We start from the raw sequence: 13401 nt of genomic DNA on the forward strand, positions 1-13401 counted from the left end.
CTGAGATACAAAATTAATACGAAGGTATATACTAAATTCACAGTTGTTCAAAAAATAATCGATTATAAATAACGGAGGTCATTATGTCTGTATTAACGGTCAAGAATGTAGAAAAAGAATACAAAATTGGAAAAAATACGTTTAAAGCACTCAAAGGGGTCAGCCTATCAATCAAAAAGGGAGAATCAATTGCTATAATCGGCAAAAGTGGTTCTGGAAAATCAACGCTTATGCACATCTTAGCTTTACTTGATAAACCAACATCCGGAGAAATTGAGTTGTTGGGTCAAAATGTTAAGGACATCAACAAAAAAGTATTAAATCATCTACGAAACGAAACGTTTGGGTTTGTCTTTCAACAGTTTTTTATTAATCCTAAAGATACTGTATTAGATAATGTCATGTTACCGTTAAAAATTAACGGACTAAATAACAAAGAAAGAAAAAGAAGAGTGATGAATGCTTTAAAATCTGTTGAACTTGATGATAAAGCACAAAATAACGCTAATGATTTATCGGGTGGTCAAAAACAACGAGTTTGTATTGCCAGAGCTATAGTAAATGAACCAGATATTATTTTTGCTGATGAGCCCACCGGAAACCTTGACTCTAAAACAGGAGAAAAAATTGAGGAACTACTTTTCAACTTAAATAGAGAAAAAGGAATCACTCTAATCGTCGTGACTCATGACCCTGAACTAGCGAATAAATGTGATAGACAAATACATATTAAAGATGGTTATATTGTGGAGGAAAACTAATCATGAAAATACGCGATATTATTAAAACAGCCAATCAAAATTTAAAAAGGAATAAAGGCAGAACATTCCTTACAATTATTGCTATCTTTATCGGAGCTTTTACGATATCTCTGACTGCAGGGATTAACACTGGGGTTAATAATTTTATCAATACACAAGTAAAGTCTGTAGATAGAAATAACTTACTGCAGATACAGAAAAAAGTGGATACTGATGCGATGTTGGACTCTTCTCCAAAGGAATACAATGAAGATAACACTAACGCTACTGATGATTATGTATTAACAAAAAAAGATGTTGAAAAAGTAAAAAAATTAAAATGGTTTTCAGATGTTTCACCTAGTGAATCAATTGCTATCAACTATATAGAAGGAATTAATAATAAGAAATTCGAACTCCCTGCCAGCATTGATGATGGGACATCTTATACACTCGAATCTGGGAAACAACTAAATAATAATAAAAACGAAAATGAAGTGCTTTTAACAACCGACTATGTTAAATCATTAGGCTACCAATCTAATAAAGAAATATTGAATAAAACGGTAAAACTAAATGTTTCGCCTCAAGCTTCTGATGAAAGAATAACTATCGAAGCGACTGTTGTAGGGGTTTTAGCACCTAATAGCATATTGGGGGTACAGCCTACTGTCAATAAACACCTATCTCAGCAAATTCTTAATATAAATCACAAAGGTTTACCAGAGAGTCTAAAAAACCAATACTACTCAATGGTCGCTACTATTAAGGATCCTACCTCTGAAAATATAGAATCAATTAAAACAGACTTAGATAAATTAGGATATAAAGGACAGACTTTTGAAGACATGATTGGCACTGTTTCAACAGCTGTCAACGCTATTACATCAGTTTTAATTATTTTCGGGGCCATTTCTCTTCTAGCAGCAAGTTTTGGTATTATCAACACACTGTATATGTCTGTTCAAGATAGAACACGTGAAATTGGTCTAATGAAAGCAATGGGAATGAGTAATGGTAAATTATTTTTAAGTTTTACCATTGAATCAGTACTTATTGGATTAATTGGAGCGCTTTTGGGAATATTGGGAGCATTTGGAAGTTCTGTAATTATTAACAAGGTAGCGGCTAAATCATTTATTCAAGGATTTGAAAATTTAAGTTTAATTCAGTTTAACTCTACATCTATCAGTCTTATCGTTTTAGTTATCGTATTAATTTCATTTTTAGCCGGAACACTTCCAGCCAAACGTGCGGCTAAATTAGATCCAATTACAGCATTAAGGTATGAATAATTTATAAATTTTTGAATAAAGGAGGAATCGATGTGAAGAAAAAAGGATTCTTAAGCTTGCTTATGATAGTATGTCTTCTGAGTTTATCAGCTTGTAAAAATGGGATTTCTATTGAAAAACAAGGCGACAAAAAACCAGGGATTAGCGTATCTAAATAATGATAAAATATAAAATGAGTGATAGTAAAAAACTATCACTCATTTTATATATAGAACAAGCAAAAAAATAGTAAGACTTGAGAAAGAAGGTAGACATAAAATGAAAACAATTCAATCTCTTTATTTTATCTCCTATTATATTAATGATTGTCACAGCATTCCATTTAGTAGAAACTTCTTGGATTAATAGTGTTGCTAGCTTAATACTAGTAACAATTGGTGGTCTGTTCTTACCATGTTCTTTAATAATAACTAAGAAAATAAAAAACATTATTATTAATTTAATCCACTCTTTGAAAATCCGCGATTGGCCAAATTTTCCATTTCACTTGTTCTAGTATTTGCGACTCTTCAATCAAACCAAATATCCTGCTATCACGTGAATATTTCAGATTATCTCCGATAACAAAAAAGTTATTCTGGGGTATTTTGTTATTTAATTCTAGTTGAGATATTACATCATGTGTAACTTGAAAATTGTATGTAAAACTTGAGTCTCCACTTTTCTGATTTCCAATAGATACATTATTTCCTGAGACACTTACTGTATCTCCAGGTATACCAATGACACGTTTAACAAGCAATTCTTCCGATTTTTTTTCTTTTATTACAATGATACTGTATCTATTTATTTCTTCAACTTTAGTAGTTAACACATAGTCACCGTTATTTAATATAGGATTCATAGATTTACCTGAAATCATATGAAAAGCCGGACTAATAAAAAACCTCACTAATAACCACGCTACTAATAGCAGACAAAAAATAATTTTCAATCCAGTCTTAAGCAATTTCAACTGTTGCATAAGTCCCTCCAATATTATGCTTAAATTAAATAAACTTAATTAATTTAAAAAGCCAATGAAATTTCACTGGCTTTAATTAATCATACAAACTAATATAAATTAGATGGATTTTATTTAACAATATTATAATATAAACTAAGATTTATTGTAAAGTTTTATGAAAGTAATAAAATAGCGCCTTGATTGAACTCAAGTTGAGTTATCAATCAAGGCGCTGTAAGCTTTTATTTTTGTTTTGCTACAATGTAGTTTACTTGACTAGAACGTGCAATATCATTAGAAATGATACGATAAGAGACGCGTGTTCCGCCAACAACATTGCCTTCTGAAATTAAGATACCATCTTTTGTTACAGCTTCAACGAATGCCACATGGCCGTATTGGCTACTTGAACCTGCCACACCTGGTAAGAATGACACTAGATAGCCTGCTTTTGGTGTGCTTGTTACTTTATAACCTAAGCGTGCGCCTTTAGCACCCCATTCACCACCGTTACCCATATAATCATCAACGACCATACCTAATTGAGCGACACGGTTATACGCATACCACGTACATTGACCAACCGGATAAGAACCTGATGTGTTGTAATTCTTTTGGTTATAATCTGGGAATTTCATTAACTCACGATATTCTTTAGGGATTGCAGCTCTTGAGGTTAAAATACCTGATGTCTTGCCTGCAACGGTTGTATCTAATTTCGGCTCATCATATTGCGTTAAATCATAAGCTGCAATCAAACTCACAATCTTCTTATCATATTGTGTATCTGTCGCGTACTTCCCAGTTAAGCTTTGAGCAGCTGTAATATAGTTGTTAGCTTCTGAACGCCAAGTTTCTTTATAAAAATCATCTTTCCACGCAGTACCATTTTTTATTAGTGAAACATAGTCTTTCAATGACTCTTGATAACTCGGGTATTTTCTAAAGGCCGATTGAATGGTGTAAAGATTCCCTTTGCCGTCATCTTCACTAGTCGACATCGACACACTTTGATTTTTATATTGGCCTTTAATACCAAATAAATTATGATTTGGTGCTTGAGCTAAACCACTTGTACCTGAAGCACTTTCTAATAATGCTTGGGCAATCATCACTGAGGCAAACACATCGTATTTAAGACCTAGTTCACGAGCGCCTTCACCGATTAATTCAATAAATTTCTTCGTCAATGGATTCGTTTGGAAGTTCATTGACGCAGGATATTGTTTCAACAAGCTTTGACCTTCTTTATTTAAGGCTAAGCTTCCATTACGATAAATCGTTTGATCATCATTTTCGATATAATATTGAGTCACAACTTCATATTGATCGTCGCCAACATTTTCAACAGTAATCAAGATATCATCGCCAATATAGAGACCGTATTGTGTTTGATCTAAGTAGTTTGTCCAAACAACGACATCCCCTATTTTAATCGTCTCTTTATCTGTGATTTTTTTAGCGTTATCGCTTAATAAATCTTGATTAAAATACTTCTTACCTAACCATGTCATTAAACCTTTTGACGTAATGGGGTCAACTTTTTGTTCTTTATTTTTTTTGTCTTTGGTTGTTTCTTCTTCAAAACGATCTTTACCAACTAAGAGTAAACCACCATAAATTAACACTGCTTCTTCATCTGATTTTAATTCTGATAATAAAGGCAAACGATAATTTAACAGATTAGAAGTAGTAAAATCTTTCGTTGCTTCACCTAAATCAATAATAGCATTTGACGTTGGACGTTCTACTACCACACGATTGTCACTTGGTTTTACTTCCTCTTTAGGTTTTGATGTGTCAACTGGTTTTTTAGCAGGTTTTGATTCTTTATCTGGTTTTGACGTTGCAGGTTTACTTTCCGACGTTTCAGGGTCTTTGGAAGGTGTCGTACTTGACTCTGTTGTTGACTCACTGTTTTCTTGACTTGAGTCTGTCGTTACTTCACTTGAATCTGTTGTTTCAGTTTCTACTTCTATACTTGTTTCAGTTGTTGATTCAGCAGATTCTTCTGATGTCGATGACTCTTCTGGTACTTCACTTGAATCTGTTGTTTCAGTTTCTACTTCTATACTTGTTTCAGTTGTTGATTGTTCTATAGTAGGAAATGTTTCTTCTACCACCGGATCTGTAGAGTCTACAGTATTTCCAGGTAACACTTGTGAATTACTATCTGAAGTTTGACTTTCACCTATTTCATCTGCTTTTAATGGCTTACTCTGAGATATTTCTGATACTATACTTGTTACTTCTGAGAAAGCAAAGATTGTTAAAGCAATCAACGCTGTGTTTTTTAATTTCAAGCTATATCCCCCTCCAATATAAAATTATCTTATTGTATAGATTATACAAGTTATTTTTTAGTTATACTATAATTTAGCATATTAATTAATATGTTAATAATTTCAGTTAATCTTCTTTAAACTCCAATTCCTCAAAAAAATCAATAGTAGGTATTTTGGAATTATCTGACATATTTTCTAGATTCAAATCTTCAATTTTTCTTCTATACATTGTGGCTAGTTGCTCTCTAAATAAACGATCCTCTTGTTTTACATCCTCAATCTGTTGTTTTAATATATCATATTCTTCATTCAGGCTGGAGATTGATTTATTAATTTTATTTACTAGCTCATCTCTTTTGATTCTTAAATCATCTAGTTGTTCTTTAGCTGCCGTTTTTTCTTTTGCTAACTGTTGGTATATTTTTTCACGCTGTTTTTTGGCTTCTAAAACAAAAGTTTCCTTTTCAATTTCAAAATCAGCAAAAAATTGTTCTCTTTCATCATATGCTTTTTGCATAATGTTATTTGAAATAATACTAGCTTCTTGTCTGGCGTTCTGTTTAATTTTTTCAGATTCTTCTGTTATTTTTTTTGCATTTAATTGAGCTTCTTCAATTATTTTATTTTTTTTATTTTCTGTTTCAGCTAGCTCCTCCTGTATTTTTTTTGCATATTTTTCTAATTTTTCTTTCCCTTGAATAATCAAAGTTTGCGCTTTATCTAGGGCTTCATTTTTTATACCATCAGAATTACTAAGTGTTTTTTTCATTTCATGATTCATATTGACTAATTTCGCATTTTTCTGTAATAATTCGTCATTTTCATCTTTAATTCGTTGCATTTCTTGAATGTATTTATTTGTATCATTATCTAAAGATTTCCTTAACTCTTGCTCTTGCCTATATAATGTTTCTAAATGTTTTTTTTCTTCTACTAATTCACACTTTTGTATACTAACTTCTTCTAAGCTTTTTTCAAGTTTGGTTATTTTTTCAAGAATCCCCTCAATATATACCTCTACTTCTTTCTTAGCGTATCCTTTTACTGATGTTTGGAATTTAATTTTTTCTATATTATATCCCACTTTTCTCATCTCCTTTCTCACTATATTCAAATAAATTTTCTATTTCAGAAAATAAAATTTTCTGAAATTCTTGAATATCTCGATCTAAATCGTATAATTCATTATTAGTTGATTTTTTTTGATTAACATTTGATACCTCATAAGACTGTATTTTTGATTCTTCAAACTGATCATTTAAAACATTAATATTTTGATGATTTATTAATTCCTCCAATGCTTGAATATCTTCAAACATCTCCTGTATTTGTAAACTTTGATTTTTTGAATTCTTTAGCATTTCATTATCTTTAGAAAATTGTTCCATCCTATTTCTTTCAACTACTTTCTTCAATTCCTTTATTTCTTTTTTTAATATGTCTGTCTCTACCGAACTTTTTTTCTCGTTTCCCTTAATCGCGACATTAACTAATGAATTATAATTCTTATCAAGTTGTCTCTCATTCATTAAACTAATTTTATCTATTATTGCTTTGGTAGAAAAAAATTTATCTAGCATTTTATAACTCCTTATTATTAGTCAATTCAAATCGATTGTAATCATCATTTCTTTTATAACGATTTTGATTAATCAACTGATTCTCATAATTAAAATTAATAATTACTTCATCAAGCATGGAATGGACAAATAATTCATCAAGCAATTTTTCTTCGTTTATCCTAACGTCCTGCTTTCGTATCTCATCCATTTGAGAGTCAATAAAATTAATGATAAGTGATTTATTCTCTTTATCATATGTGACCAAAGGTTTAACAAATCCAAAATAAGAATATATTCTATCAGAAAAATCTAATTCAAACTTTTGTACTTCTTCTGTATTACTGATTTTTTTTTCAAATAATATTTCAAGCCCTATCCCATCAACAGGATATTCTCTTATAGGTAATTGTTCTAATAATTGCTGATAATTCAGTCTAGATATATCCAATTCTTCATTAATTCCTACCACTTCCCCACGTAAAGATGAATTAGACATCTCCAGTTTTAAAACTTTACTTGTCAGTAAAATAACTGCGATACACAAGAAAAAAACGACTACAAGTAATATTTTTATATGATTAAGTAATTGGATAAATTGATACTTATGAAATTTTCTTTTAAATTCTTCAGGATAATGCCTTAATTTATTTATTTTATTAAGATTGAATTGAAGAAAAACTCTTGGAACTATTCCAACAAATGTAATTATTAAAAAAATTATAATAAGAATAGCTGTAATCATGCTTATCCCCCTCCCCAACAGTTACTTTACTCTTCCGATGCGATTTAATGGAAAAATTCTATATATAACTTCTCCTTCAATGTCCTCTTTATTTACGAAACCTAATTTCCTACTATCATTAGATATACCTCTATTGTCTCCTACGACAAAATACTGATTTTCGGGAATCATATTATAATGAGATAATTCTTTTGCAACATTCTCATCTAATTGAAATTTACTTACAGAAGAAAAATTATTTTCTTCTTTTTCAGTTAGTATTAACTGATTACTAGCAATAATATAACTATCACCAGGCATTCCAATTACTCTCTTTAATAATAAATTACCCGCCAACTCATCTTCGAATCCGATTAACACATATCTACTTATTTTATTTGTTTTCCTTAACAAAACCGCCTCATTATTATGTACTGTTGGTTCCATGCTTTTACCTTCAATTAAATGAATTTTAAACAGATTGGTATATATTAGCAAACAAGTAACCGTTATACTTAGAGCTATTAAAATAAAATTTTTTTTCATGAAAAACCCCACTTTTTATTTCTTACTATTCTTTTCCTTTTATAGAGTATAATGGCATCCTATCATTTAGAATACTATTTTAATCAAAGTAACAACAGTTCAAAAACGTATATAAATTAAACGATCCTGAACTGTTGTTACTTTGTTTATGGTTTATTATTATTTAGAAACTATACTTAGGAGGTAAAAAAATGAAACATACATTAAAAAAATCGATTCTCATTACCCCACTTTTTTTTGGTAGCAATTTAACATTAGCTGACACCATAAACAAGTCACCTGATGGGAATATTCTTGATATTAATGAGAATTTTATTATACATTCTGATGAAAAAGAATTATCTAAAAAAATAGATTATACAAATCAAATCTATACTAAATCGCAGACTGCACAATCATTCATTAATAGCATTGCAATTCAAGCTTCCATGGTTGCGGAAAATAATGACTTGTATGCTTCTGTAATGATTGCACAAGCTTGTTTAGAAACTGGATATGGTGCGAGTAAATTAGGGCAATCACCTAATCATAATCTTTTTGGTATTAAGGGTGAGTATAATGGAAAATTTGTTAGCATGTTAACTTGGGAAGACGATGGTAAAGGAAATACTTATTGGATAGAAGCAAAATTCAGAAAATACCCTTCCTTTAAAGAATCATTCCAAGACAATGCACATGTAATCAAAACTACTAGTTTTTCGTCAGGCAATTATTACTACTCTGGAGCATGGAAAAGTAATACTCACTCATATAAAGATGCTACTGCTTGGTTAACAGGTCGTTATGCCACAGATACCTCTTATGGTACAAAGCTTAACGCTATAATTGAACAATACAATCTAACTAAATATGATTCGAGTAGTGTTGAAAATAATGATTTAGCTTCTAATAATGACGAACATATTGTTGCCTCGGGTGATACCTTATATAGTATAGCGATAAAATATCACACAACAGTCTCTAATATTAAAATATGGAATAAATTATCTTCTGATACTATTTATATAGGTCAAAAACTACTTGTTTCACAAGAGAACTCCCCCTCTCAAGAAAACATCGACTCTAACAAACCCAATAGTAATGATAATCAACTGGATACATCGGTTTATTCGGTAAAAAAAGGAGATACCTTGTATAGTATCTCAAAAAAAGCTAATACAACAGTAGCTAATTTAAAAAAATGGAATAAATTATCTTCTGATATTATTTTTGTCGGACAATCATTAAAAATTTGTTCTAATTCACTTGGCCAAGATCCTTCAACAACTAGTAAAGTATACTATAAAGTGAAAGCTGGAGATACACTCTATTCAATCTCCAAAAAATACAATACAACTGTCTTAAAGTTGAAAAATTGGAATAAATTATCTTCTGATATTATTTTTGTTTCACAAAATTTGATTATTCATAACTAAGTTCATTAATAAATTATTCATTCTTATATAACAAAAGCTTGGTGTTAAAATAAAATTCAACACCAAGCTTTTGTTATTTTTGTTATTCATAAATACCCAGATATTCTAACCACTTATCAGTCGCTTGATCAATCAATTCATATGTATATTCAAATTCACCGGTATAATAAGGATCCGGCACATCTGGTCGACCTGCTTCTGGTAACACCGATAAGCAGGTCATAATTTTATCATGATATTCTACCGGGGACATAGCTTTTAAATTGGCAATATTTTGCTCATCCATCCCGATAATATAGTCAAATGTCTCAAAATCTTGCGGTTTAATTTGTTCAGAAGTAATACCTGAATAATCAATTCCCTTTTCATCAAGTAGTTCTCTTGTTTTGTGGTAAGGAGGCTTCCCTACGTTATAATTACTAGTTGCTCGTGAAGCAACTTCAATTTGATCAGCTAGTCCTGCTTGGGCAACTTTATGGCGCATCACTGCTTCTCCTACAGGTGAACGACAAATATTTCCTAAACAAACAAATAATATTTTAGTCATGTTAACTGACTCCTTTTGCAATAATTTTTGTTAATAATGCTTTGAATATTTCTTTTTGCTCTATCGTCAATTTACTTGGTCCTTTTGTGCGTTGTCCACTTCGTCTAAGTTTAGCGGAATGATGACGTTGTTCGAGTAGTTGATCTATATTGGCATAGGTATATTCTTTACCCGTATGATGAAGGACACGGACTTTTTTTGGTAAAGCAAGAGAGGCTAAGCCATAATCTTGCGTCACTAGAATATCATGGGCTTGAATTATACCAATAATTTTGTAATCGGCTGAGTCAGCACCGCGGTCGACATATACTACTTCAACTTGTTCGGGATGCTTATCGCTAACATGATCGTAGCTACTAACTAGGATAACTGGCGTCTTCGTCTCCAGAGCAACTTGATAGATTTCTTGTTTAACAGGACAAGCATCGCCGTCGATTATGATTCGCATAAAACGACTCCTTTCGAAAAAAGGATTGTGACAATATAGCCACAATCCTTAAAAATTTTGTTTTGATGAGTTAATGTACACTCAATACTTAAAAATAAACGAATTCTCAAGTAATTTAGTTAATCCGGCTTTCCGGGACAACTTTTTTGGTAATATGTTGTGACTCTCAAAAATTGTTACACATTTTTCGTCGTCCCACGCATATTGCTCAAAAGTCACCCGTCCCCTTAAGCACTTTATCTAATACGGCTTTTGGTCGCAGCTCCTCAGAAAAATTTCAAGAGCTCTCAAAATTTTTTCAATATTTTGTCACTCTTGAGCATTTTTATCGGAGCTAAACACGACCACAAGCACTTTAATTTGCAACAATATTGACTAATTTGCCTGGTACAGCTATGACTTTACGAATCGTTTTGCCTTCTAGTTGTGGGGCAATTTGTTCATGTGCAATCGCGAATTTCTCTAAGTCTTCTTTGTTAATATCAATCGCTACTTCAATACGCGCGCGCACTTTTCCGTTGATTTGGATCACGATTTCAGCTGTATCTTCAGTTAATTCTGCTTCATCGTAAGTTGGCCATGCAACGTAAGAAATATCACTTTCGTTTCCTAGGATTTGCCATAATTCTTCACCTAAATGAGGCGCGATTGGCGCTAGTAATTGGACGAAACCTTTAATGTATTCATAAGGAAGTGCGTCTTGTTTATTCGCTTCGTTTACAAAGATCATTAATTGTGAAATCGCTGTGTTAAAGTGTAAGATTTCGTAATCTTCAGTGACTTTTTTCACTGTTTGATGGTAAACTTTTGTCAATTTACCGTCATTTTTAGTGGTAATGCGGTCGCGCATTTTGCCATTTTCATCAACGATTAGACGCCATACGCGGTCTAAGAATTTACGAGAACCTTCTAAACCATTTTCACTCCAGGCGATTGACGCGTCTAATGGTCCCATAAACATTTCGTAAAGACGTAATGTATCAGCACCGTATTTTTCAACGACATCATCAGGGTTCACGACATTACCTTTAGATTTAGACATTTTCTCGTTATTGCTTCCTAAAATCATGCCTTGGTTGAATAGGCGTTGGAATGGCTCTTTCGTGCCGACTACACCGATATCATATAGGAATTTATGCCAGAAGCGAGCATATAATAAGTGAAGTACAGCATGTTCTGCTCCACCAATGTACATATCAACTGGTAACCATTTCGCTAATTTAGCTGGATCTGCTAATTGTTCATGATTGTGTGGATCAATGTAACGTAAGTAGTACCATGAGCTACCAGCCCATTGTGGCATTGTATTGGTTTCACGGCGACCTTTTTTACCAGTCACTGGGTCTACAACGTTTACCCACTCTTCGATATTAGCAAGTGGTGATTCACCTGTTCCACTTGGTTGAATGTCGGTAGTTTTTGGTAAAGCTAACGGTAACTCTTCTTCTGGAACAGTTGTCATCGTACCATCTTCCCAATGAATCACCGGAATTGGTTCACCCCAATAACGTTGGCGAGAGAATAACCAGTCACGTAGACGGTAGTTCACTTCTTTTTTACCGATACCTTTTTCTGTTAACCAATCAATCATGTTAGCAATAGCTGTTTCGTTATCTAATCCGTTTAAGAAATCAGAATTGATATGCACGCCTTCTCCTGTGTGAGCAGCTTCTTCGATGTTGCCACCTTCGATAACTGGAATAATTGATAGGCCAAATGTTTTAGCAAACTCGTAGTCACGTTCGTCGTGAGCTGGCACCGCCATAATAGCACCCGTACCGTAAGTTGCTAACACGTAGTCAGCAATCCAGATTGGCATTTTTTCGCCGTTGGCTGGGTTAATCGCGTAAGCTCCCGTGAAAACACCTGTTTTTTCTTTTGCTAATTCGGTACGGTCTAAGTCAGATTTTTTCTCTGCTTCTTTGATGTATGCTTCGACTGCGTCAGCTTGTTCAGCGGTCATAATTTCTTTAACTAATGGTAGTTCTGGTGCCATTACTGCATACGTTGCCCCAAACAATGTATCAGGACGCGTTGTGAAAGCAGTGAATGTTTTATCCGTGCCATCAATTTCAAAGGTAATATGTGCACCTTCTGAACGACCAATCCAGTTACGTTGCATCTCTTTGATGCTTTCTGGCCAGTCTACTTCCTCTAAGTCATCAATTAAACGATCAGCATAAGCAGTAATTTTTAACATCCATTGTTTCATTGGTTTACGAATAACCGGATGACCACCACGTTCTGATAAACCGTCGATGACTTCTTCATTGGCTAACACCGTTCCAAGTGCTGGACACCAGTTAACAGCGACTTCAGATTCGTAAGCTAATCCTTTTTCATATAATTTTGTAAAAATCCATTGTGTCCACTTATAGTAGTTTGGATCAGTCGTGTTAATTTCACGATCCCAATCATAGCTGAAGCCTAATGAATTGATTTGGCGTTTAAAGGTTTGAATATTTTTCTCAGTAAATTCAGCTGGGTCGTTACCAGTATCTAAGGCATATTGCTCAGCTGGCAAACCAAACGCATCCCACCCCATTGGATGTAAGACGTTGTAGCCCTGTGCACGTTTTAGACGTGATAAGATATCAGTTGCTGTGTAACCTTCTGGATGCCCAACGTGTAACCCTTGACCTGATGGATATGGGAACATGTCTAACGCATAAAAGTTAGGCTTGTTGTCATCTTCTGTTGTTTTAAACGTGTGTTCTTTGGCCCAATGTTGTTGCCATTTTTGCTCGATTTCGCGGTGATTAAAAACCATTAACTATCCCTCCTAAATATAATAAAAAAGCCCTATAAAAGCGCAATAAAACACTTTTATAGGACGTCATTTCAAATACGTGGTACCACCTAATTTCGTTTGACGTATAGTCAAACCTCTCGTGCT

At 32.9% G+C, this 13401-nt stretch carries 12 protein-coding genes, 1 pseudogene and 1 other annotated feature (1 of these 14 only partly in view); of the genes and pseudogenes, 4 read left to right on the forward strand and 9 right to left on the reverse strand.

Annotated features, from left to right (window positions below):
• The first annotated feature begins 83 nt into the window (after positions 1-83).
• Genes FA707_RS06980 through FA707_RS10585 form a run of 3 tightly spaced genes read left to right on the forward strand, consistent with a single transcriptional unit; the run spans position 84 to position 2193 of the window.
• Positions 84-761 carry an ABC transporter ATP-binding protein gene (locus FA707_RS06980; protein WP_136953547.1) on the forward strand — a complete coding sequence of 226 codons (678 nt, stop codon included), beginning with the start codon at positions 84-86 and terminating at the stop codon, positions 759-761.
• A 2-nt stretch (positions 762-763) separates the two neighbouring features.
• A complete protein-coding gene (locus FA707_RS06985) occupies positions 764-2035 on the forward strand; it encodes an ABC transporter permease (protein ID WP_136953548.1) in 1272 nt (423 codons plus the stop codon).
• Positions 2036-2067: 32 nt separating this feature from the next.
• A complete protein-coding gene (locus FA707_RS10585; RefSeq protein ID WP_281277680.1) occupies positions 2068-2193 on the forward strand; it encodes a hypothetical protein in 126 nt (41 codons plus the stop codon).
• Between the two features lie 281 nt (positions 2194-2474).
• On the opposite strand, the gene lepB (FA707_RS06990) is transcribed toward FA707_RS10585, so the two are convergent.
• From lepB (FA707_RS06990) to lepB (FA707_RS07015), 6 genes are all read right to left on the reverse strand, one after another.
• A complete protein-coding gene (lepB, locus tag FA707_RS06990; protein WP_136953549.1) occupies positions 2475-2999 on the reverse strand; it encodes a signal peptidase I in 525 nt (174 codons plus the stop codon).
• A 224-nt stretch (positions 3000-3223) separates the two neighbouring features.
• A complete protein-coding gene (locus tag FA707_RS06995; protein WP_246032311.1) occupies positions 3224-5284 on the reverse strand; it encodes a glucosaminidase domain-containing protein in 2061 nt (686 codons plus the stop codon).
• Between the two features lie 106 nt (positions 5285-5390).
• Positions 5391-6350 carry a coiled-coil domain-containing protein gene (locus FA707_RS07000; RefSeq protein ID WP_136953550.1) on the reverse strand — a complete coding sequence of 320 codons (960 nt, stop codon included), beginning with the start codon at positions 6348-6350 and terminating at the stop codon, positions 5391-5393.
• On the reverse strand, positions 6340-6846 hold the full coding sequence (locus FA707_RS07005; protein WP_136953551.1) for a hypothetical protein: 507 nt from the start codon (positions 6844-6846) through the stop codon (positions 6340-6342). Before FA707_RS07005 ends, FA707_RS07000 begins: the two co-directional genes overlap by 11 nt.
• Before the next feature lies 1 nt (position 6847).
• Entirely contained in the window at positions 6848-7570 is a 723-nt protein-coding gene (locus FA707_RS07010; RefSeq protein ID WP_136953552.1) for a hypothetical protein, read from the reverse strand.
• Positions 7571-7591: 21 nt separating this feature from the next.
• Entirely contained in the window at positions 7592-8095 is a 504-nt protein-coding gene (gene lepB / locus FA707_RS07015) for a signal peptidase I (RefSeq protein WP_136953553.1), read from the reverse strand.
• 422 nt (positions 8096-8517) lie between these two features.
• Between lepB (FA707_RS07015) and FA707_RS10620 the strand changes: the two are divergent.
• Positions 8518-8958: pseudogene (locus FA707_RS10620) on the forward strand (glucosaminidase domain-containing protein); the annotation flags it as partial.
• Positions 8959-9592: 634 nt separating this feature from the next.
• On the opposite strand, the gene FA707_RS07025 reads toward FA707_RS10620, so the two are convergent.
• The 3 genes from FA707_RS07025 to leuS form a co-directional block, all read right to left on the reverse strand.
• Entirely contained in the window at positions 9593-10057 is a 465-nt protein-coding gene (locus tag FA707_RS07025) for a low molecular weight protein-tyrosine-phosphatase (protein WP_136953555.1), read from the reverse strand.
• A gap of 1 nt (position 10058) precedes the next feature.
• A complete protein-coding gene (locus FA707_RS07030) occupies positions 10059-10505 on the reverse strand; it encodes a YaiI/YqxD family protein (protein WP_136953556.1) in 447 nt (148 codons plus the stop codon).
• A 355-nt stretch (positions 10506-10860) separates the two neighbouring features.
• The gene (gene leuS, locus FA707_RS07035) at positions 10861-13275 is read right to left on the reverse strand and encodes a leucine--tRNA ligase (RefSeq protein WP_136953557.1); all 2415 of its coding nucleotides are present in this window, start codon (positions 13273-13275) and stop codon (positions 10861-10863) included.
• Positions 13276-13331: 56 nt separating this feature from the next.
• Positions 13332-13401: a binding site (T-box leader), on the reverse strand; it runs 137 nt beyond the window's last position.

It is taken from the genome of Vagococcus zengguangii, assembly GCF_005145005.1.
Classification (GTDB): Bacteria; Bacillota; Bacilli; order Lactobacillales; family Vagococcaceae; genus Vagococcus_A; species Vagococcus_A zengguangii.

What these genes read in the sequence shown, in the direction of transcription:
- lepB (WP_136953549.1), bottom strand. Translation starts at nt 2,999, where the DNA reads ATGCAACAGTTGAAATTGCTTAAGACTGGATTGAAAATTATTTTTTGT.
- lepB (WP_136953553.1), bottom strand. Translation starts at nt 8,095, where the DNA reads ATGAAAAAAAATTTTATTTTAATAGCTCTAAGTATAACGGTTACTTGT.
- FA707_RS06980 (WP_136953547.1), top strand. Translation starts at nt 84, where the DNA reads ATGTCTGTATTAACGGTCAAGAATGTAGAAAAAGAATACAAAATTGGA.
- leuS (WP_136953557.1), bottom strand. Translation starts at nt 13,275, where the DNA reads ATGGTTTTTAATCACCGCGAAATCGAGCAAAAATGGCAACAACATTGG.
- FA707_RS07030 (WP_136953556.1), bottom strand. Translation starts at nt 10,505, where the DNA reads ATGCGAATCATAATCGACGGCGATGCTTGTCCTGTTAAACAAGAAATC.
- FA707_RS06985 (WP_136953548.1), top strand. Translation starts at nt 764, where the DNA reads ATGAAAATACGCGATATTATTAAAACAGCCAATCAAAATTTAAAAAGG.
- FA707_RS07005 (WP_136953551.1), bottom strand. Translation starts at nt 6,846, where the DNA reads ATGCTAGATAAATTTTTTTCTACCAAAGCAATAATAGATAAAATTAGT.
- FA707_RS07025 (WP_136953555.1), bottom strand. Translation starts at nt 10,057, where the DNA reads ATGACTAAAATATTATTTGTTTGTTTAGGAAATATTTGTCGTTCACCT.
- FA707_RS07010 (WP_136953552.1), bottom strand. Translation starts at nt 7,570, where the DNA reads ATGATTACAGCTATTCTTATTATAATTTTTTTAATAATTACATTTGTT.